The sequence below is a fragment of the Sphingopyxis italica genome, assembly GCF_011926545.1.
Lineage (GTDB): Bacteria > Pseudomonadota > Alphaproteobacteria > Sphingomonadales > Sphingomonadaceae > Sphingopyxis > Sphingopyxis italica.
In genome coordinates, this window is sequence record NZ_JAATIT010000006.1 from 106,870 (window position 1) to 127,344 (window position 20,475).

Annotated in this window: 19 protein-coding genes; 11 read left to right on the top strand and 8 right to left on the bottom strand. The window is 65.7% G+C overall.

The features are described 5' to 3' along the window. Nucleotides 1–37 precede the first annotated feature (37 nt). On the top strand, nucleotides 38–2,095 hold the full coding sequence (locus GGR90_RS18180; RefSeq protein WP_209023873.1) for a transglycosylase domain-containing protein: 2,058 nt from the start codon (nucleotides 38–40) through the stop codon (nucleotides 2,093–2,095). 169 nt (nucleotides 2,096–2,264) lie between these two features. On the opposite strand, the gene GGR90_RS18185 is transcribed toward GGR90_RS18180, so the two are convergent. Genes GGR90_RS18185 through GGR90_RS18200 form a run of 4 tightly spaced genes read right to left on the bottom strand, consistent with a single transcriptional unit; the run spans nucleotide 2,265 to nucleotide 9,088 of the window. Next, entirely contained in the window at nucleotides 2,265–3,365 is a 1,101-nt protein-coding gene (locus GGR90_RS18185) for a DNA alkylation repair protein (RefSeq protein ID WP_167922825.1), read from the bottom strand. A gap of 10 nt (nucleotides 3,366–3,375) precedes the next feature. Continuing rightward, entirely contained in the window at nucleotides 3,376–4,776 is a 1,401-nt protein-coding gene (locus GGR90_RS18190; protein WP_167922826.1) for an efflux transporter outer membrane subunit, read from the bottom strand. Next, on the bottom strand, nucleotides 4,769–7,933 hold the full coding sequence (locus GGR90_RS18195; RefSeq protein WP_167922827.1) for an efflux RND transporter permease subunit: 3,165 nt from the start codon (nucleotides 7,931–7,933) through the stop codon (nucleotides 4,769–4,771). The genes GGR90_RS18190 and GGR90_RS18195 overlap by 8 nt, the downstream gene beginning before the upstream one ends. 6 nt (nucleotides 7,934–7,939) lie before the next feature. Next, complete coding sequence (locus GGR90_RS18200) at nucleotides 7,940–9,088, bottom strand: efflux RND transporter periplasmic adaptor subunit (protein WP_167922828.1); 1,149 nt, start codon at nucleotides 9,086–9,088, stop codon at nucleotides 7,940–7,942. 116 nt (nucleotides 9,089–9,204) lie between these two features. Between GGR90_RS18200 and GGR90_RS18205 the strand changes: the two genes are divergently transcribed. Continuing rightward, nucleotides 9,205–9,837, top strand: a complete 633-nt coding sequence (locus tag GGR90_RS18205; RefSeq protein ID WP_167922829.1) for a TetR/AcrR family transcriptional regulator — start codon at nucleotides 9,205–9,207, stop codon at nucleotides 9,835–9,837. 106 nt (nucleotides 9,838–9,943) lie between these two features. Here GGR90_RS18205 and GGR90_RS18210 read toward each other — a convergent pair whose 3' ends face one another. Continuing rightward, nucleotides 9,944–10,675: a hypothetical protein gene (locus GGR90_RS18210; RefSeq protein ID WP_167922830.1), complete on the bottom strand. Its 732-nt coding sequence runs from the start codon at nucleotides 10,673–10,675 to the stop codon at nucleotides 9,944–9,946. A gap of 354 nt (nucleotides 10,676–11,029) precedes the next feature. Between GGR90_RS18210 and GGR90_RS18215 the strand changes: the two genes are divergently transcribed. The 6 genes from GGR90_RS18215 to rplA all read left to right on the top strand — a co-directional run bounded on the left by GGR90_RS18215 (nucleotide 11,030) and on the right by rplA (nucleotide 15,514). After that, a complete protein-coding gene (locus GGR90_RS18215) occupies nucleotides 11,030–12,307 on the top strand; it encodes an MFS transporter (protein ID WP_280740934.1) in 1,278 nt (425 codons plus the stop codon). Nucleotides 12,308–12,493: 186 nt separating this feature from the next. After that, a complete protein-coding gene (gene secE / locus GGR90_RS18220; protein WP_167922832.1) occupies nucleotides 12,494–12,691 on the top strand; it encodes a preprotein translocase subunit SecE in 198 nt (65 codons plus the stop codon). 34 nt (nucleotides 12,692–12,725) lie between these two features. Then, on the top strand, nucleotides 12,726–13,262 hold the full coding sequence (gene nusG / locus GGR90_RS18225; protein WP_093508678.1) for a transcription termination/antitermination protein NusG: 537 nt from the start codon (nucleotides 12,726–12,728) through the stop codon (nucleotides 13,260–13,262). A gap of 35 nt (nucleotides 13,263–13,297) precedes the next feature. Then, complete coding sequence (locus GGR90_RS18230; protein ID WP_167922833.1) at nucleotides 13,298–14,224, top strand: acyl-CoA thioesterase; 927 nt, start codon at nucleotides 13,298–13,300, stop codon at nucleotides 14,222–14,224. Between the two features lie 155 nt (nucleotides 14,225–14,379). Further along, nucleotides 14,380–14,811, top strand: a complete 432-nt coding sequence (rplK, locus tag GGR90_RS18235; RefSeq protein ID WP_167922834.1) for a 50S ribosomal protein L11 — start codon at nucleotides 14,380–14,382, stop codon at nucleotides 14,809–14,811. A 4-nt stretch (nucleotides 14,812–14,815) separates the two neighbouring features. Then, nucleotides 14,816–15,514: a 50S ribosomal protein L1 gene (gene rplA / locus GGR90_RS18240; protein ID WP_167922835.1), complete on the top strand. Its 699-nt coding sequence runs from the start codon at nucleotides 14,816–14,818 to the stop codon at nucleotides 15,512–15,514. A gap of 358 nt (nucleotides 15,515–15,872) precedes the next feature. Here the strand turns inward: rplA and GGR90_RS18245 are convergent, their stop codons facing one another. The 3 genes from GGR90_RS18245 to GGR90_RS18255 all read right to left on the bottom strand — a co-directional run bounded on the left by GGR90_RS18245 (nucleotide 15,873) and on the right by GGR90_RS18255 (nucleotide 17,675). Continuing rightward, a complete protein-coding gene (locus GGR90_RS18245; protein WP_167922836.1) occupies nucleotides 15,873–16,520 on the bottom strand; it encodes a heme exporter protein CcmB in 648 nt (215 codons plus the stop codon). A 145-nt stretch (nucleotides 16,521–16,665) separates the two neighbouring features. After that, entirely contained in the window at nucleotides 16,666–17,250 is a 585-nt protein-coding gene (gene ccmA, locus GGR90_RS18250; RefSeq protein ID WP_342449966.1) for a heme ABC exporter ATP-binding protein CcmA, read from the bottom strand. Beyond that, nucleotides 17,247–17,675 (bottom strand): metallopeptidase family protein, encoded by a 429-nt coding sequence (locus tag GGR90_RS18255; RefSeq protein ID WP_167922838.1) that lies wholly within the window; start codon nucleotides 17,673–17,675, stop codon nucleotides 17,247–17,249. Before GGR90_RS18255 ends, ccmA begins: the two co-directional genes overlap by 4 nt. A gap of 51 nt (nucleotides 17,676–17,726) precedes the next feature. Between GGR90_RS18255 and GGR90_RS18260 the strand changes: the two genes are divergently transcribed. The 3 genes from GGR90_RS18260 to GGR90_RS18270 all read left to right on the top strand — a co-directional run bounded on the left by GGR90_RS18260 (nucleotide 17,727) and on the right by GGR90_RS18270 (nucleotide 20,374). After that, a complete protein-coding gene (locus GGR90_RS18260; RefSeq protein ID WP_167922839.1) occupies nucleotides 17,727–18,014 on the top strand; it encodes a 4a-hydroxytetrahydrobiopterin dehydratase in 288 nt (95 codons plus the stop codon). Between the two features lie 288 nt (nucleotides 18,015–18,302). Further along, complete coding sequence (locus GGR90_RS18265; protein WP_167922840.1) at nucleotides 18,303–19,703, top strand: amino acid permease; 1,401 nt, start codon at nucleotides 18,303–18,305, stop codon at nucleotides 19,701–19,703. A gap of 11 nt (nucleotides 19,704–19,714) precedes the next feature. Continuing rightward, the gene (locus GGR90_RS18270; protein ID WP_167922841.1) at nucleotides 19,715–20,374 is read left to right on the top strand and encodes a YoaK family protein; all 660 of its coding nucleotides are present in this window, start codon (nucleotides 19,715–19,717) and stop codon (nucleotides 20,372–20,374) included. The last annotated feature ends 101 nt before the right edge of the window (nucleotides 20,375–20,475 follow it).

Sequence of the window (20,475 nt, forward strand, 5' to 3'; positions counted from 1 at the left end):
GCTTATGCTGTATTGGGCCTGTAATACGGCCCCAAGCATGACCTGGTTTCGTAAACCCGACGGCCCCGACCCCACGCTTGCGATGGCGCCGGTCGGACCCTTCGCCGACATGGCGCCGCCTCCGCCGCCGCCCGTTCCCGAAACGCGGTGGCGCAAATGGATGCGCCGTCTGTCGCGCGGCTTTGCGATCTTCTGCGTCTCGTTCCTGTTGCTCGTCGGCTGGCTCGCGCTCACCGCGCCGCTGTCGAAATCGCTCGAACCGATCGCGCCGCCGCAGATCACCTTGCTCGCCTCCGACGGCACGCCGATCGCGCGCGCCGGTGCGATCGTCGATGCGCCAGTCGAGGCGGAGAAGCTTCCGAAACATGTCACCGGCGCCTTCCTCGCGATCGAGGACCGGCGTTTCTACAGCCATTGGGGCATCGACCCGCGCAGCATCGCGCGTGCGGTGTGGAGCAATGTCACGAGCGGGCGGACCCAAGGCGGCAGCACGATCACCCAGCAGCTTGCGAAATTCACTTTCCTGACGCCCAAGCGCACGCTCGGCCGCAAGGCGCGCGAGGCGCTGATCGCCTTCTGGCTCGAAGCCTGGCTGACCAAGGACGAGATCCTCGAACGCTATCTCTCGAACGCCTATTTCGGCGACAATACCTATGGCCTGCGCGCCGCATCGCTCCATTATTTCTACCGCCATCCCGAAAAGCTGACCCCCGCGCAGGCGGCGATGCTCGCGGGGCTGGTGCAGGCGCCGTCGCGCCTCGCGCCGACGCGCAATCCCGACCTTGCCGAAAAGCGCATGAAACTCGTCGTGAACGCGATGGTCGACACCGGCACTATGACCGCGGCCGAAGCGAGAGCGATCCGCACCCCGCGCATCGACGTGCGCACGCGCAATACGCTGCCGACGGGCACCTATTTCGCCGATTGGGCGCTGCCGGCGGCGCGCAAATTGAGCGACGTCGGCTATTCGCGCCAGACGATCACGACGACGCTCGACGCGCGGCTGCAATCGATCGCGCGCCGCGTGACCGGCCGCGCCGGGCTCGGCCAGGCGCAGGTCGCGCTCGTCGCGATGCGCCCGAACGGCGAAGTCGTCGCGATGATCGGCGGCAAGGATTATGCCGCCTCGCCCTTCAACCGCGCGACGCAGGCGCGGCGCCAGCCCGGCTCGACCTTCAAGCTGTTCGTCTATCTCGCGGCGCTAGAGGCGGGCTGGGAACCGGATGACCGGATCGACAACAGCGCGATCGAAACGGGCTCCTACCGACCCAAAAATTCGGGCGGCGCCTATTCGAAGGACATCAGCCTCGAAGACGCCTTCGCCTCGTCGAGCAATGTCGCCGCGGTGCGCCTGTTCGGCGAAGTCGGCGACGAAAAGGTGATCGCGATGGCGCGCGATTTGGGCGTCACCGCGCCGCTGCCGAAGGGCGACCCCAGCCTCGCGCTCGGCACGTCGAGCATGACCTTGATCGAACTCACCGCCGCCTATGCCGCGGTCGCGGCGAACAGCTATCCGGTCGAACCGCACGCGTTCAAGGCGGACGAAAAGGGTTGGTTCGAAAATCTGATCTGGGGACCCTCGCGCTTCGGATCAGGCGTGCATGAGGATATCGAGACGATGCTGCGCGCCGCGGTCAACCGCGGCACCGGCCGCGCGGCGCGGCTGCCGCAGGCCAATTATGGCAAGACCGGCACGACCCAGGACAATCGCGACGCGCTGTTCGTCGGCTATGCGAACAACCTCGTCGTCGGGGTGTGGATCGGCAACGACGACAACACGCCGCTTCGCGGCATATCGGGTGGCGGCATGCCCGCGCGCATCTGGCGCGACTTCATGACCGAGGCATCGGGCAAGCGGGCGGAGCCGCCGCGACCGAGGCGCGCCGATCCGGCGGGGCCGGTCGAGCCGCTCGACATCCCTGATATCAGCGACATCCCGATCGGCGACCGCACGCGCGTCGGCCTCGAAGGCGGCGACGCGGTCATCTCGACCGAAATCAATGGCAGCCGCATCGACCTCCGGCTGCCGATCCAGGACCGGACGCCCGAACCGGCCGAGGTGGAACCGCCGGCGCAGGTGACGACGCCGCCCTAGGGCCTGTCCTTGTCATATCCGTTGGTCCTGAGGAGCCATTGAGCTTGTCGAAATGGCGTCTCGAAGGACGCTACCACCGCGCATGATCCTTCGAGACGGGTCTTCGACAGGCTCAGTCCCTCCTCAGGACAAACGGTGTTTGATGTTCAATACACTCCGGGCCGTCGCGTCAGCCGGACAACAGGTCGAACGCGGCTTCGGCCATCGTCCGGCCATTGACGATCAATTCGACCCGGTGCCGGCCAGGATGGTGGCGCCGCGTGCTGAAATCGCGGATCGTCTGGCTGATCCCGACCGGCGCGGTCGCGCCCGTGGCAAGCTCGAAACTCTTGAGCTTGAACACTTTCGGTGCGGTCTTGCCGCCCCCGCGCGCGTAGTGAATGCGGTAATCGACCACCAGCCGCTGATCGTCGGACGAATCCGACACAATGTCCGCGCTGATCGCAATCCGCTCGCCCAGCCGCACCTTCACGGGGACGACAGCGAAATCGCGCACGGTCACCGCGGCGCCATGGCCGACGCCGATCAGCGCGAGCGCGCCGGGGTCGCCCTGCTTGATCAGCGTGCGCAGCGCGTGGCGGACGATCCACGCCGTGCGCGCGTCGCCCTGCGGCCAGCCGGCAAGGCGCGCCAGCAGCCAGTCGGGCCGGTCCTTGGCGATGTCGTTCAGATGATTGGCGACCGATTTGCGAACGTAAAGGCTGGGATCGGCCTTGAGCGCCTCGAGGATCGGCGCCGCCAAGGTCGGATCGGCCTTGAGCGCCGGCACGCGCGCCGCCCATGGCAGGCGCGGTCGCGCGCCCTCGCTCGCCAGCCGGCGCACATGCTCGTCGCCGCTGCCGGTCCAGCGCGTCATCGCCATCAGCGCGCGGGTGGTATCGGCGGCCAGAAAGGGTCGGATCGCGAATTCGGCCGAGCCGAAGCGCGTCAGCTCGGCGAGCGCATCCATCGACGCATCAAAATCATCGAGCCCATGGCGCGCGACATATTCGGTGATCGCGATCGCCTGAAACCCATGCGTCAATCGCGGCGCCATCGCCCGAAGGACATCGAGACGCGCCGCATAGTCGCCGGGCAGCGCGGGATGGAGCGCATCGGCGATATGGCGCACGCGCTCCATGATCGACAGCGCGTCGAGTCCGTCCGACGCTGCATGCACAAAGGCGGCGCGATCGAAGCGCGCCGTCGCCGCCGAACCCGCATCGGCGATCGTCTCCAGCGCCCGGGTCCCCAATATGTCCTTGAGCAGGGCAGGGGCTTCGGCACTCACGATGTCGCTCTTACCGGCGCTCGACCAGCCCGCCGCCGAGCGCGACGTAGAGCGTGACCAGATTGTCGACCTGCGCGCGGCGCAATTCGATCAGCGTCTGTTCGGACGCGAACAGATTGCGCTCGGCGTCGAGCACTTCGAGATAGGTCGAAACGCCCTCCCGATACCGCTTGCGCGCAAGGTCGGCGATCTGCCGCGTCGCGAGCGTGCCGCGCTCCTGCGCCTCGACCTGTTCGGCAAGGTAGCGGCGCCCGGCGAGCGCGTCGGCGACTTCGCGGAACGCGCCTTGCACCGCGCGCTCATAGGTCGCGACCGCGATATTCTCGCGCGCTTCGGCGACGGTCAGATTGCCTTTGTTGCGCCCGAAATCGAAGATCGGCAGGCTGATCGACGGGCCGAAGCTCCACGTCATGCTGTCGTCGCTGAACAGATTGTCGAGCGAGAGCGAGGAGAAACCGAGATTGCCGGTCAGCGAAATCGACGGGAAGAAAGCGGCGCGCGCGGCGCCAACATTGGCGCGCGCGGCGCGCAGCCGCTCTTCCGCTGCGAGGATGTCGGGGCGCGCGACGAGGAGGTCCGACGGCAGGCCGGCGGTCAGCGTCGGCGATTGCGCCTGCGCGACGAGCGGCAGCGGCCCGGGCAGGGGGCCGGCGACCGGCCCGCCGGTGAGCACGGCGAGGAAATTATCGGCCTGCGCCTTGCCGAGCTTCAGGCTCGCGAGCTGGGTCTCGGCCTGCGTCAGCAATGTTTCCGACTGGCGATAGTCGAGCGCCGAGGTCACCCCGGCATCGAGGCGGCGCTTGGCGATGCGCAGCCCTTCCTTGCGGCTCGTCACCGTCGCTTCGGCGAGCTCGATCTGCTCCTCGGCGCCGCGCGACGAGAAATAGGTCGAGGCGACGTCGCGGACGAGCGCGAGGCGGAACGCCCGCTCGGCCGCTTCGGTCGCCAGATACTGGCTGCGCGCGGCTTCGGACAGATTCTTGACCCGTCCCCAGAAATCGAGCTCGAACGAGGTCACGCCGACCCCGACCGAATAGCGGTTGGTCATGGCAGGGTCCGTATTCGGGACCAGTTGGCTGCGCGTCCGCGTCGCATCGGCGCTCGCGCCGACCGTCGGCAGGCGGTCGGCGTCCTGGATGCGATAGAGGCCCCGCGCTTCCTCGATCTGCGCCACCGCCACCGCCAGGTCGCGGTTGCGTGTGATCGCCTGTTCGATCAGCACCTCGAGCTGCGGGTCGGCGAAGAAGTCGCGCCACGCGACATCGGTCGCCCGCTGGCCCAGCGTCACGTCGCCAGCGAACTCGGCCGGATAGTCGGCGGCGGTCGACAGCGGCGGGCGCTCGTGCTTCGGCGCCATGTTGACGCATCCGGCGAGCGTCGTCGCCGCAAGCAGCGCGATCAGGTTACGCATGGCCGGGTTCCTCATGATGGCCTTTCTCGGCAGGGGCGGGGGGCCGCTTGCGGCTGAGCCATTTGCGCACCGACAGATAGAAGAGCGGGATGAAGAAGATGCCAAGCAAAGTCGCGGCGATCATCCCGCCCATCACGCCCGATCCGACCGCGATGCGGCTCGCGGCCCCCGCGCCGCTCGCGATGACGAGCGGCACCATGCCGAGGATGAAGGCGAGGCTGGTCATAATGATCGGACGCAGGCGCAGCTTCACCGCCTCCATCACCGCGTCGAGCGTCGACTTGCCCTCGGCTTCCTGCTCGATCGCGAACTCGACGATCAGGATCGCGTTCTTCGCGGCGAGCCCGATGATCGTGATCAGCCCGACGTTGAAATAAATGTCGGCCGACAAACCGCGGAACATCGAGAAGAGCACCGCGCCGAGCACGCCCAGCGGCACCACGAGCAGCACCGCGACCGGCACCGACCAGCTTTCATAGAGCGCCGCGAGCAACAGGAACACGACGACGAGCGACAGCCCGAGCAACATGCCGATCTGCCCCGCCGACTGCTTCTCCTCATAGGAGATGCCGGTCCATTCGAACGCGAAGCCGGCCGGAAGCTGCTGCGCGAGCCGCTCCATTTCGGCCATCGCCTCGCCCGTCGACTGGCCCGGCGCGGGCTCGCCCGAGATCGTCATCGCGGGATAGCCGTTATAGCGTTGCAGTTGCGGCGCCTCCGCCGACCATGTGGCGCTGCTGAACGATCCGAAGGGCACCATGTCGCCATTCGCGCTGCGTACGCGCAGGTCGAGCACATCCTGCGGCGTCATCCGGCTCGCGGCGTCGGCCTGGAGCAGCACGCGCAGCACGCGGCCTTCGCGGGTGAAGTCGTTGGCATAGGCGCTGCCGAAGCTGATCGCGAGCGTCGCATTGACCTCGCCGATCGACAGGCCGAGCGCGCGCGCCTGGATCCGGTCGATGTCGAGCTTCAGCACGGGCGCGTCCTCCTGCCCCTCGGGGCGGACGTTGGCGAGCAGCTTGCTCTGCATCGCGCCGCCGAGCATCTGGTTGCGCGCGGCGATCAGCGCGTCGCGCCCATTGCCGCCGCGGTCCTGCAGCTTGAAGGTGAAACCGCTCGACGTGCCGAGTTCGGGGATCGAGGGCGGGCTCAGCGAAAAGACGAACGCTTCCTTGATGCCCATGAACGCGCCCATCGCCTTGCCCGCGATCGCGTCGGCGCTGTCCTCGTCGCCCTTGCGCTCGTCCCAGGGTTTGAGCGGCGTGAACATGATGGCGTTCGCCTGGCCCTGGCCAAAGAAGCTGAAGCCGTTGACCGCCACGACATTGGCGACCTGCGGCTGCTCGGCGAAGAAGGCCTTGACCTGCTTGGTCGCCTCGTTGGTGCGCTGCGTCGTCGCGCCGGGGGGAGCCTGAATGACCGTGACGAGATAGCCCTGATCTTCCTGCGGCAGGAACGATCCCGGCAGGCGGGTGAACAGCAAAGCCGTCACCGCGACCATCAGAGCGAACACGCCGAGCCAGCGCAGCGGCGCCGCGAGCATCTTGCCGACGCCGCCCTGATAGCGGTCGGTCGTGCGCCCGAACCAGTCGTTGAAGCGGCCGAAGAAGCGGTCGAAGAATGCCCCGATCCGCCCCTTGCGCTCGGTCTGGTCGTGCGGCTTCAAAAGCGTCGCGCACAGCGCCGGGGTCAGCGTCAGCGCGAGCAGCGCCGAAAAGGCGATCGAGATCGCGAGCGTCATCGAGAATTGGCGATAGATACCGCCGGTCGATCCGGGGAAAAATGCCATCGGGATGAACACCGCGATCAGCACCAATGTGATGCCGACGATCGCCGAGGTGATCTGCCCCATCGCCTTCACCGTCGCCTCATAGGGCGGCAGATGTTCCTCGTTCATAATGCGTTCGACATTCTCGATCACGACGATCGCGTCATCGACGAGGATGCCGATCGCGAGCACCATGCCGAACAGCGTCAGCACGTTGATCGAGAAACCGAACATCCAGAGGCCGAGGCAGGCACCCGCGAGCGCGATCGGCACGACCACGGTCGGGATCACCGTCGCGCGCCAGTTCTGCAGGAACAGGAACATGACGAGGAAGACGAGCAGCATCGCTTCGCCCAGCGTCTTCACCACTTCCTCGATCGACAGGCTGATGAAGGGCGTCGTGTCGTAAGGGATCGACCAGGTGACGTCGGGCGGAAAGCCCTTCGCCAGCTCGGCCATCTGCGTGCGAATGCCCTCGGCGGTCGACAGCGCGTTGGCGCCGGGGGTGAGCTGGACCGCGAGGCCCGCCATCGGCTTGCCGTTGAGCTCGGACGAGAAGAGATAGCTCGCCGCGCCCAGCTCGACGCGGCCGACGTCGCCCAGCGTTACCGCCGACCCGTCGGGGTTGGCGCGCAGGATGATGCTTTCGAACTGCTCGGGCTTGGTGAAGCGGCCCTGCGTCGTAATCACGGCGTTGAGCTGCGCCCCCTTGGCGATCGGCTGGTCGCCGAGCTGGCCGCCCGGGGTCTGGCTATTCTGTTCCTGCACCGCTGCCAGCGCTTCGGCGGCCGAGAGGTTGTAGGAGGCGAGCTTTTGCGGGTCGAGCCAGATGCGCATCGCATATTCGGGCGCAAAGGCCTGGACGTTGCCGACCCCGTTCACGCGCCGCAGCTCGTCGAGCACGCGCGTGTTGGCGAAGTTGTTGATCTCCATCGGATCGGTTTCGCCGCTCTTCGACGTGATCGCGACGATCAGCAGAAAGCCCGAATTGGCCTCGGTCACCGAAATGCCCTGGCGGCGGACGTCTTCGGGCAGCCGCTGTTCGACGCGGCGCAGGCGGTTCTGCACCTCCATCTGCGCATTGTCGATGTCGGTCCCGGCCTCGAAGGTCAGCGTGATCGACGCGGTGCCGTTCGATTCGCTGGTCGAGGCCATATAGAGGAAGCCCTCGACCCCGTTCAGTTCCTGCTCGATGACCTGCGTGACATTCTGCTCGAGCGTGCTCGCGTCTGCCCCCGGATAGGATACGCTGATCGTCAGCGAGGGCGGCGCGACCGACGGATATTGCTCCACGGGCAGCCCGCGCAGCGCGATGATCCCGGCCAGCAGGATGCCGATGGCGATGACCCAGGAAAAGATGGGCCGGTCGATGAAGAAGCGGGGGGTCATGTCAGGTCAGCGCTTCGTCGGGACCGACTTGCCCTTGGCGGGCGCGACCCGCACCGGCGCGCCCGGCTGGACCTTTTGCAGCCCGTCGACGATCACCCGGTCGCCGGTTTTCAACCCGTCGAGGATCGCCCACTGGCCCGCGACCATCGCGCCCAGCTCGACCGGGCGCGGCGTCGCGACATTCTTGGCGTCGAGCACCATCACGCTCGCCGCATCCGCCGCCAGCTTGACCGCGCGCTGCGGGATCAGCACTCCGTCGGCGCGGTCGCCCGCGAAGATGCGGGCGCGGACGAACTGACCGGGCAGCAGCGCCGAGTTCGGATTGGGGAATTCGGCGCGCAGCGCCGCGGTGCCCGTCGCTTCGTCGATCGACAGGTCGAGGAAGTCGAGGTGGCCGATGACCGGATAGGCGCTGCCGTCCTCGAGGATCAGCTGCACCTCGACGCGCTCGAGCTGCGGCACGCTGACCTTGCCCGAACCCATGTCGCCGCGGATCGCCAGAAGGTCGGAACTCGACTGGCCGAAATTGACATAAACGCGATCGATCTGTTCGATCGTCGTCAGCAGCGTGCCTTGCGATGCGCTGACCAGCGCCCCTTCGGTGACCTCGGCGCGGCGCGCGCGGCCCGAAATCGGCGCGGTGACCGACGCATAGCCGAGGTTGAGGCGCGCCGATTCCAGATTGGCCTGTGCGGCGGCGACGTCGGCTTCGGCCGTGCGCTGCGCGGCGACCGCGGCATCATATTCCTGCTTGCCGATCGCTTGATCCGCAAGCAGCGGTTGATAGCGGCCGACCACTTGCCGTGCATTGGCTGCGGTGGCCTGCGCACGGGCGAGCTGCGCGCGCGCCGCATTGGCGGTGGCGATCAACTCGCGCGGATCGATCCGGAACAGGGGCGTTCCGGCGCGCACAAAGCTGCCTTCGTCGAACAGCCGCCGCTCGACGATGCCGTTGACGCGCGCGCGGACCTCCGACGTGCGATACGCCTGCACCCGGCCGGGCAGTTCTATGACGTTCGGCACGGCTTGCGTGCGGACGGTCACGATATTGACCTCGGGCGGCGGGGGCGCGGGGGGCGCCTCGGACGAGCAAGCGGCCAGCAGCAAGGCCAGCGCAGCGCCGGCGGCGCAGCTGAGAGGACGGACGCGACTCATAAGGACCCCTGAAAAATCGCAGTTGTGCGGGATTGTTATATACGCAAAAGCTTGCGCTGAGGCGTCGTGTAATTTAAATTACAAAAAGGGGCAAGAGAGGGGATCCCAAATTGGGCATGTCGGAATCGACTTTATGTCAAACGGATAGGTATTCAACACCACGCGAGCGGCGGCAAAGCGCCATTCTCGACGCCGCCGAGTCGCTGTTCCTCGAACAGGGCTATGAACGCACCAGCCTTGCCGAAATCGTCAAACGCTCGGGCGGCTCGCTCGCGACGCTCTATGAACTGTTCAGCAACAAACAGGGTCTGCTTCGCGCGATCGCGACGCGCTGGTGCGACGAAGTGATGCTCCGGTCGCTCGACGACGATGCGACCCGCGAATTGTCGAGCGTCGAAATCCTCAAGCGTTATGCGCATCGCCAGAAAGAGCTGATGGAATCGGCGCACACCCTCGCGCTGATGCGCATGCTGATATCCGAAAGTCTGCGCGACCATGAATTCGCGATGCAGATATACCTCGACCTTCATGTGCCCGCGCTCGAGGAGCTGATCGAACTCTTCGCCGAATGGGCGGCGACGGGCAAGGCCGAGATCGACCGCCCCGACGCCGCCGCGCGCCTGTTTTTCGACATCGTCGTCGGCGATTCGATGCTGAACACCTTGATGGGGATCGAGGTCGAATGGCTCGACAGCGAACAGATCGACTGGCGCCTCCAGCCGTTCCTGTCGCATTTCAAGATTCGGTAGATTCAAAAGCGCGATTTCTCTTCGTCACGCCGGACTTGCTCCGGGGTCCAGCTTTTTCACGTTGCTGAGCGGGATCCCCGATCAAGTCGGGACAAAGCAAGATAGTTCAGACCTTCTCTAGAGATTGGAGAAGGCTATCGATGTCGCTCGCGGCGAGATGCAGAAATGGGCCTACTTCCGTGAAAGGAGGCACTTTCGGTTCGTCGAACATTATCTGGAACATAGGTGTCGGATAGCTTGTGAACTCGAAATCCGCGGCAGGTGCTCTGATGGCCTTGCCTTGTTTGCCTGCTTCAACCCACATGCCACAATTCGTGAACGTGGAACTGCCCGCCCGCCAACTCGCCTTTATGCCGGCAAGGTGATTGACGGTAATAAGCAACCGGTGTTTATCGATGTTGCGCAGTTTGTTGATGGCCCAAAGATTGCGACCAGCCCCGCCTTCGTAAGCCTCAATCTTATCGAAGACGTCGACAAGGTCGGGCGTCAGTAAGAGAGGGGCGGCTCTAACCTCGCCTTTGAACCCTTTTTCATTGTCGGCGAAGGGAAACGTCACTTTCGCTGGATTGCCGCCAAGTGGCTTAACCACAGCTCCCATGAGATAATCAAGGGAGCTTCGCAGATTCCCGATCGCGTCACCGATGATCGCGCTAAGATATTGGTTTCCGTCATGGAGGGTCTCAAAATCAACGCTCAGATAAGGGCTTTCATCACGCTGGATCGAGATTTTGTAGAGCTCAGGAGCGGTGAGATTCTCAACGGCACGTTCAACATCAAGAATGTGTTCGCGGGCCCTTTCGAGTTTGAGCCGCGCGTCCATTAAGTTAAACTGGGGCATGATTGAGACCGATCAAAAAGAGCGGGATACGCTTTGCCGGATGCTGGCAACGCCGCCTAAGCCGCATAAACCGGGGACGGAGTCGAGTCCAAAAACGCCATAGGACAAAGGCCAGCGAAAGTAGTGCTTTCGCTTCTTCTAACATTGGCGACTTGATCCGACCTTTTCGGGCTCCGGCGTTGTCGATCCGATACAGTTTACCGTAATCATTGCTTTGGATCGCCATCCCGCCCGCCCCGCACCCTGTTGACACCATTGTAAATAACTGAAACCCTGCGGCTTCCGTTTCGGGAGTGTCGCGTCCTGGCCAGTACCGCCCTGCCATCGGCCGCCCCGGCCGCCGAAACCTCCGCGCTGCGTCCGCGCGCCGTCGCCGCCTATGCCGCGACGGCGGGGCCGACGGTCATGCTCGGCCTTCCGTTCAGCGTCTATCTGCCGCCCTATATCGCCGAGGGCGGGGCCATTTCGGTCGCGCTCGTTGGGCTGCTCTTTTCGCTCACGACGATCTGGGACGGCGTCGTCGATCCGCTGATCGGGACGATGGTCGACCGCGTCCGCACCGGGCCCGGCGCGCACCGGCGCTGGATGCTGCTCGCGCTGCTGCCCTTGTCGCTGCTGCTGCTCGCGCTCGTCACCGTCGGCAATCAGCTGCCCTTCGCCGCGCTTTTCCTGATGATGGTGCTCTTTTACTCGAGCTATAGCCTCTACGAGGTCGCGCAGCTCTCGTGGGGGTCGGCGCTCGTCCGCACGCCCGCCGACAGCGCGCTCCTTTATGGCATGCGCGACTGGTTCGCGAAGATCGCGCTCATCCTCGCTTTCGCCGCGCCCGCCGCGGCGCAACTGCTGATCCCGGGGCTCAGCCTGCAAGGACGGATCATGGCCTATGCCAGCCTTTTCCTCCTCTTGGTCCCGATCGCGCTCTTCGCGATCCGCCGCGTGCCCTTGCGCACGGTGATGGCCGAATCCGGCTTCGGATGGCGGCACGAAATCCGCGCCTCGCTGTCCTTCCGGCCGCTGATGCTGCTGCTCGGGGTGCAATTCCTCAACAGCTTCGCCTTCGGCTCGTTGACGTCGCTCTTCGTCTTCTTCGCCGCCGCGGTGCTCGACCTCGACCGGCAAAGCGCCGTCCTGCTGTTCGCGAGCTTCATTGGCGGGGCGCTCGCATCGCCGCTATGGACCTTCCTCGCGCGCCGCTTCGGCAAGCCGCCGATGATGATGGCGATGGGGCTGCTGATCGGCGGCCTGCTCATCGCGACATTGGCGCAGCAGCCGCGCGGGCTGGGGCAGGCGGTCGGCTTCTCGTTGATGCTCGGCACCGGCTTCGTCGGCCTGCTTTTCATCTATTCGATGCTCGCCGACCTGATTCCGCGCGACAGCGAGCGATGCGGACGCAATCGGTCGGCCTTTCTCTTCGCGCTGTTGAACCTGATGGCGAAGTTCGGCGTCGCCGCCGCGATCGCGGTCAGCTACGCGGCGCTCGACCTCGTCGGTTTCGATCCGCGGAACGGCCAGGCGGCGGCGCGCGAGCTGCACCTGATCTTCGCGCTGCAACCGACGGCGGCGTGGATGGCCATGATTGGCCTGCTCATCTGGATGCACCGCGAACTCGGCCGAATACCCGTCCGCCTTTGACTTGCAATCGCCTCGCCGCCCAAGTAAAGGCCGCTTTCATTCGGACAGATGCGCCGTTTTCCTTCCGCCTTTCGCCGACATGCTCGGGGAGGGTGGGCGGACACTTGCCCAAAGCACGCTTGACGAGCGGGCGGCGGCAACCCATCTGGCCCGGATCATTGACGCTGTTAGGACAGGACGATCGACATGGCCAAGACCAGCCCGGCTGAGTTCATCAATCAGGTGCGCGCCGAAGCGCGCAAGATCGTCTGGCCGACGAGCCGCGAAACGGTGCAGACGACGATCATGGTGCTCATCATGACGACGATCCTTTCGCTCTTCTTCCTTGGCGTCGACACGGTTTTCAACTTCATCGTCAGCTGGCTGACGTCGCTCGCGCGCTGACGCCCGCGGTTACAGGGACAGGATACGGATACATATGGCGCGCTGGTACATCATTCACGCCTATTCGGGTTTCGAGAACAAGGTTCGCGATTCGGTGCTTTCCGAAGCCGAACGCATGGGCCTCACCGACTTCGTCGAAGCCGTCGAGGTGCCGGTTGAAACCGTCACCGAGGTGAAGCGCGGCAAGAAGGTTCAGGCCGAGCGCAAATTCTTCCCCGGCTACGTCCTCGCCAAGCTGACGATGACCGACGATGTCTATCACCTCGTCAAGAATACGCCGAAGGTCACGGGCTTCCTCGGCTCGATGGGCAAGCCGCAGGCGATCAGCGAAGCCGAAGCCGCGCGCATCCTCAACAGCAAGGAAGAGGCCGCGGCGCGTCCGAAGACCGAAATCCGCGTCGATTATGAAATCGGCGATCAGGTCAAGGTGCTCGACGGTCCTTTCGCCAGCTTCAACGGGCTGGTCGAGGAACTCGATTTCGAAAAGGCGCGCGTCAAGGTGTCGGTGTCGATCTTCGGCCGCGCCACCCCGGTCGAACTCGACTTCGAACAGGTCGAACGCTTCAAATAACGGCGCGCCGCGCCCCCAGCCCGATGGAATAGCGCATGAGCCTCACGCCCGAAGAGCTGCAGGCGCGCCTCGATCTCGCGCGTGAAATCAACAGCAGCACGCCCGCCGACAAGGTTGTCGGCGCGGTGGCGCGCCTGTTCGACCTCGACGCGGTGCCGGGCGTCGACGACGAATTCACCTTTCCCGCGCGTCCGACCACCTCGCGCGACCGGATTTTCGGCGGCCAGGTCATCGCGCAGGCGATGACCGCCGCCGCGCGCACGGTCGATCCCGACAAGCAGGTGCATTCGCTCCACGCCTATTTCCTGCGCGGCGGCGACGAGACCAAGCCGCTGCACTTCCGCCTCCACCGCGACTTCGACGGCCGCAGCTTTTCGAACCGCCGCGTCGTCGTGCGCCAGGACGGCAAGGTCATCTTCAACCTGACCGCGTCGTTCCAGCGGCCCGCCGAGGGACTGTCGCATCAGGTCGCGATGCCCGACCTGCTGCCGCCCGAGGAATGCTGGGACTTCACCGATTTCATCGCCGCCGACCCGCATATTTCGGACCGCCAGCTCGCACATATGGCGCGCAGCCGTCCGTTCGAGGTGCGCAGCTTCCGCCCGCCGGCTTCGGACAAGGCGACGCAGCATTATCAATGGTTCCGCGTCGCCGCGCCGATCGGCGACGATCCGCTGCTCCACCGCGGTTTCCTCGCCTTCGCGTCCGACATGGGGCTGCTCTCCTCGGCGATGTTGCCGCACGGCGTCAGCTTCTGGACCCCGGGCATGGTGTCGACCAGCCTCGATCACGCGATGTGGTTCCACGGCGACGTGCGCGTCGACGACTGGTTCGTCTTTGTGATGGACAGCCCGTGGACGGGCGGCGACCGCGGTCTGTGCCGCGGTTCGATCTACCGCCGCGATGGCACGCTGATGGCCACCGCCGCGCAGGAAGGGCTGATCCGCTACCGCCCCCAATAAGGCTTGTTTTCCGGCGCCTTTGGTTATATGGGCGCCGCTTCGCATCAGACACGGTTGCGATTCCGCGCGGGAGGAAGGGGTGATGCCCTTCTGCTTGACCGCTTATTTTGAGCTCCGGATCCAGGTCCGGGGCGACAGAAAGAAAGGAGGCCATCATGGCCAAGAAGATCAGCGGCTATATCAAGCTGCAGGTGCCCGCCGGCACCGCCAACCCGTCGCCGCCGCTCGGGCCGGCACTCGGCCAGCGCGGCGTCAACATCATGGAATTCTGCAAGGCGTTCAACGCCGCGACCGATTCCCTGGACAAGGGCACGCCCACGCCGACCATCATCACCGTCTTTGCCGACAAGAGCTTCTCGTTCGTCACCAAGACGCCCCCGGCGACCTATCTGATCAAGAAGGCCGCGAACCTGAAGTCGGGTTCGAAGGAGCCCGGCAAGATCAGCGGCGGCAAGATCGCGCGCTCGAAGCTGACCGAAATCGCCGAGATCAAGATGAAGGATCTCAACGCGAACGATCTGGAACAGGCAACGAAGATCATCGAGGGCAGCGCGCGCTCGATGGGCCTCGAAGTGACGGAGGGCTGAACCCATGGCCAAGCTGACCAAAAAGCAGAAGGCCCTCGAGGGCAAGGTTGACGCGCTGAAGCTGCACGGCGTCGATGAAGCGATCAAGCTGGTGCGCGAGCTGGCGACCGCCAAGTTCGACGAAACGCTTGAAATCGCGATGAACCTCGGCGTCGATCCGCGCCACGCCGACCAGATGGTCCGCGGCGTCGTCACGCTCCCCGCCGGCACCGGCAAGGACGTCAAGGTCGCCGTGTTCGCGCGCGGCGACAATGCCGACAAGGCGCTGGCCGCCGGCGCCGACAAGGTCGGTGCCGAAGACCTGATGGAAGACATGCTCGCGGGCAACCTCGACTATGGCCGCGTCATCGCGACGCCGGACATGATGGGCATCGTCGGTCGCCTCGGCAAGACGCTGGGTCCGAAGGGTCTGATGCCGAACCCGAAGCTGGGCACCGTCACCCCGAACGTCGCCGAAGCCGTGAAGGCCGCCAAGGGCGGTCAGATCGAATTCCGCGTCGAAAAGGTCGGCATCATCCACGCCGGCCTCGGCAAGCTGTCGTTCGGCGAGGAGAAGCTCCGCCAGAACTTCGACGCCTTCGTCGATGCGATCGTCAAGGCGAAGCCGTCGGGCGCCAAGGGCAAATATGTCCGCAAGGTCGCGCTGTCGTCGTCGATGGGCCCGGGCGTGAAAATCGATACGACCGAGGTCGTCGGCGCCTGATCGGACCATAATGATTTAAGGGAAGGGCCGGGGGCAACTCCGGCCCTTTTCTTTTGCGGACACGGTCGCCTCCAAAATCCCGTCATGCTGAACTTGTTTCAGCATCCATGGCCTACCCATTCCGCGGGGGCAGTGTTTTTGTTTCACACAAAGACACAAAGAGGTCGCGCTCGCCGCGAAGCGGCTTTTCTTTCCAACCTTGCGACAGCCGCATTGTTGAAGGAGGAATGGGTCTATCGGCCCCAGCGGCCCTCTTCGTGTCTTTGTGTGAGAACCAACTGGCGCCGCCTTCGCGGGCGAACGCTGTTCGTGGATGCCGAACAAGCTCAGCATGACGGGAACAGGAGACAGTCGCCCCCTACTCTCGCAGCCCCCTCAATGCCGCCCCCGCCGCGAACGGCCCGATCACCGTCAGCAGCAAACTCGTCGCCGCGAGCAGCTTCACCGCCCCCCGCCCCGACGGGTCGAGCATCCCCGCGCCGAAGATCAGCAGCGGCACCGCGAGCGGCAGCACAAGCAGCCCGCCGATCGCGCTGCCGCCCTTGTGGTTCGCGGTCAGCGCCGCGCTCAGCACCGCGAGCGAGGCGAGCGCGGGAACCGCGATCGCAATCCCCGCCGCGAGCGTTTCGACGCGCGCCGCATCCTGCGCCAGCAGCGCCGCCGCCGGGAGCAATGCGATCAGCAAAGGCAGCCCGAAACCGATGGCATGCGCGCCGATCTTCACCGCCGCGATCACCTCGTCGGCGAACCCGCGCACCGCAAGCTGATCGAGCACCCCCGCATCCTTGTCGGGCCGCACCAGCCGGTCGATCGGCAGCAAAGCCGCGAGCAAGGCCGCAACCCAGACCATCCCGCCCCCCGCGCGGCTCAACAGCGGTGCATCGGGGCCGACCGCGAACGGAAACGCCGTCGCGACAAGCAGGAAAAACAGCACCGGCAACCACAGCGCCCCGCTGCCCCACGCGCGGCGCAGGTCACGCCAGAAAAGGGCGAGAAGGGCGGTCATCGGCCCTTTTCCGTGCTATACTCTCCATAAACCCGTTCGCCCTGAGCTTGTCGAAGGGCCGTTCTTTCTTTCAAGCGCCGCAAGAATAAGGACGGTGCTTCGACAAGCTCAGCACGAACGGAATGGGCGCGATGCTGTGTCGGACTCACGCCAGCGCCCCCATATCCAGCTCCGCCAGATCGGGCACCCCCAGCGCAAAATGCGACGCTAGCATCACAGCCCCGCCATTCGCCCGATGCCGGGCGATCGCCGCGACCAGCCGCGCTTGCGCCGCTTCGTCCATGCCGTTCGCGGGCTCGTCGAGCAGCCAGATCGGCGCGCCGCTCGCGATCACGCGGACCATCGCGGCGCGCTTGCGCTGCCCGGTCGACAGCATCGCCACCGGCACCTCGGCGAGCGGCGCGAGCGCCATCACGTCCATCGCGCGGTCGACGCTGTGCCCGTCGACCGTATCGACCCGCGCCCAGAAATCGAGCGCGCGGCGCAAGGGAAGCTCGGCATCGAGCGCCGCCGCCTCGTCGATCAGCGCGACGCGTTCGCGGCGCAGGGCGGTCCCGGCGGCGGGGCGCAACAACCCTGCGGCTAGCCGGATCAGGCTCGATTTGCCCGCGCCGTTGGGCCCGCGCAGCCACAATGCCTCGCCGCGGTTCAGCGCCAGCGACAGCCCCTCGAACAGCAACCGGTCGCCGCGAATGCACGCCACATCGTCCAGCCGCAACAGCTCGGTCACGCCATATCTTCCAGCGCGTGCATATCCTCGTCGGAAAAACCGAAATGATGGCCGATCTCGTGGATCAGCACATGGCGCACCAGCCACTCGAGCTTCTCGCCCGCCTCGATCCATTCGACGAGGATGGGGATGCGATAGAGCGTCACCCGGTCGGGCATCCCGCCGCTCTCGCCGATGCTGCGCTCGGTCAGCGGGCGGCCTTCGTAAAGGCCGGTGAGCTCATAGGGATGCTCGATGTCGAGCGACGCGAGCACCTCATCGTCGGCGAATTCCTCGATCGAAATCACCACGCCCTCGATATGCGGCCTGAACACATCGGGCATCGTCGCCAACGCCGCCTCGGCCATCGCGAACAGCGCGTCGGCGTCGGGGGGGGCGCCGGTCCAGCCGGCGGGTAAATCGGGAAGGGCACTCTTGTCGCTCATCGCGCCCTTCCTTATGGCGGCGACGCGATATTGACCAGCGGGAGATAAATCATGGTGCAGAAACTCGACGAAGCCGAGCGCAACGCGCTCCTCGCCCGCTTTCCCGAATGGACGCACGAACCGTCGCGCGACGCGATCACGCGCCAGTTCAAATTCGACGATTTCGCGCGGGCCTTCGGCTTCATGGCGAGTATCGCGATCATCGCCGAAAAGATGGACCACCACCCCGAATGGTCGAACGTCTACAACCGCGTCGACATATTGCTGACAACGCACGACGCCGACGGATTGTCAGAGCGCGATGCGAAGCTGGCCGAAGCGATCGAGGCGCTGGTCTGAAGGGCGGCAGCGGCAGGTATCGACCGGTTGCGGCCGAAGCGCGATTGCTCTCTCCCCTTCAGGGGAGAGATACGAAGGCTTGCCGGCTTGTCCGGCTAGCCGCAGTTGAGAGGGGCATGAACCGCTTCGGCCCCCTCTCCCAACCCTCTCCCCTGAAGGGGAGAGGGCTATGACAGCTCACCACCCCAAAGCCGTCACTCGCCATCCCCATCACGCACCTTGCGCTCACCCCCCACGCCCTTACAAGCAGCCCAAACATATCCAGCACCCAAGGGGGGAGCCCACCGCATGACCGACAGCCTGTTTCGTCGCAAACCGATCGTTCCGGAACGGCGGGAAGGGGAGCAGACGCTGGTGCGGACGCTCGGTTGGCCGCATCTGATCGCACTCGGCGTCGGCGCGATCGTCGGCACGGGCATTTTGACGTTGATCGGCGTCGGCGCCGACAAGGCGGGACCGGCGGTCATCCTGTCGTTCGGCATCGCGGGGCTGATCTGCGCCTGCGCCGCGCTCGCCTATGCCGAAATGGCGACGATGATCCCCGCCTCGGGCAGCGCCTACACCTACTCCTATGTCGTGATCGGCGAGCTGCTCGCGTGGATCGTGGGGTGGAGCCTCATCCTCGAATATTCGCTCGTCGTCAGCGCGGTCGCGGTTGGCTGGTCGGGCTATGCCGCGCCGCTGCTCCAGGCGTGGGCGGGGTTCCCGATGGCGCTGATGCAGGGACCCGAACTTGGCGGCATCGTCAACTTGCCGGCGATCGCGATCATCGCCGTCGTCGCGGGGCTGCTGCTCGTCGGCACGCGTGAAAGCGCGACGCTCAACGCGCTGCTCGTGCTGGTCAAGATCGCGGCGCTGGTCGTCTTCGTCGCGGTCGCGTTGCCCGCCTTCGACGCCGCCAATCTCGAACCGTTCAGCCCCTATGGCTTCGCCAAGCATATGGGACCCGACGGCGTCGAGCGCGGGGTGATGGCGGCGGCGGCGATCATCTTCTTCGCCTTCTACGGCTTCGACGCGATCGCGACCGCGGCCGAGGAAGCGAAGAATCCCGACCGCGACCTCAAGATCGGCATCGTCGGCTCGATGGTCGCCTGCGTCGCCATCTATATCGCCGTCGCGGTCACCGCGGTGGGCGCGATCGCCTACACCCGCTTCGCCAACAGCCCCGAACCGCTCGCGCTGATCCTGCGCGAACTCGGCAGTCCGCTCGCCGCGCAATATCTCGCGGTCTCGGCGGTCATCGCGCTGCCGACCGTGATCCTCGCCTTCTTCTATGGGCAGAGCCGCATCTTCTTCACCATGGCGCGCGACGGGCTGCTCCCCGCGGGCCTTGCGAAGCTGTCGGCGCGCGGCACGCCGGTGCGGATCACGATCTTCACCGCGCTCGTCGTCGCGGTGCTCGCGGGCTTCATCCCGCTCGGCGAACTCGCCGCGCTCGCCAACGCCGGGACGCTCGCGGCCTTCACCGCGGTGTCGCTGTGCATGCTGATCATGCGCCGCCGCGCCCCCGATGCGCCGCGCACCTTCCGCACGCCGCTGCCCTGGGTCGTCGGCGGCATCGCGGTGCTCGGCTGCATCTATCTCTTCTTCAGCCTGCCGGTGCAGACCCAGCTCTGGTTCGTCGCGTGGAATATCGGCGGGCTGGCCGTCTATTTCCTCTACGCGCGGCGTAACGCGGTCGTGGGCTGACCGCTGCCGGCATGATCCGTTTCGATCGGTCGCAACAGACGTTGGCCGCCGGCGTTTCGGCGCTTGCGGGCTTCATCGACGCGATCGGCTTTGTCGAATCGGGCGGCTTTTTCGTGTCATTTATGACCGGGAACTCGACGCGGCTCGCGGTCGGGGCGGCCGAATGGACCGAGGCGGGGCTGATCGCGGGCGCGATCATCGCGCTGTTCCTTGCCGGGGTCGTCGCCGGATCGCTCATCGCGGCGCGCGCCGCCGACCGGCGGAGCGGGGTGATCCTCCTGTCCGTCACCATGTTGCTCGCCATCGCGGGGACGCTTCGCCTGCTCGACCTTGTATGGCTTTCGGTCGCCTGCCTTGCACCGGCGATGGGCATGGTCAATGCGGCGATCGAGGGACGGGGCGGGGCCGTCGTCGGCGTGACCTATATGACGGGCACGCTCGTCCACATGGGGCAAAAGATCGCCAACGCGCTGCGCGGAAACGGGGATGCGCGCTGGTTGCCGCATCTGGCGCTGTGGACGATGCTCGTGGTCGGCGCGATAGCCGGCGCGCGTGCCGTCATCTGGTCGCCGCCGCTGGCTTATGGGTTGGCGGTCCTGTTTTCGGCGGGGCTGGCGGCGCGCGCGCCATGGACGCGGCGGGGCGCCGGACGGCGCCCCCCCCCCCGGTGAGTCGAAAAAATAGCGGAGGAAGCTCGTGTTGTTATTATTGTTTTAACGCGTTCCAAAAATACGGTGGTGATGGCCGCGCGCGCGAGATTAGGGCTGCGGCG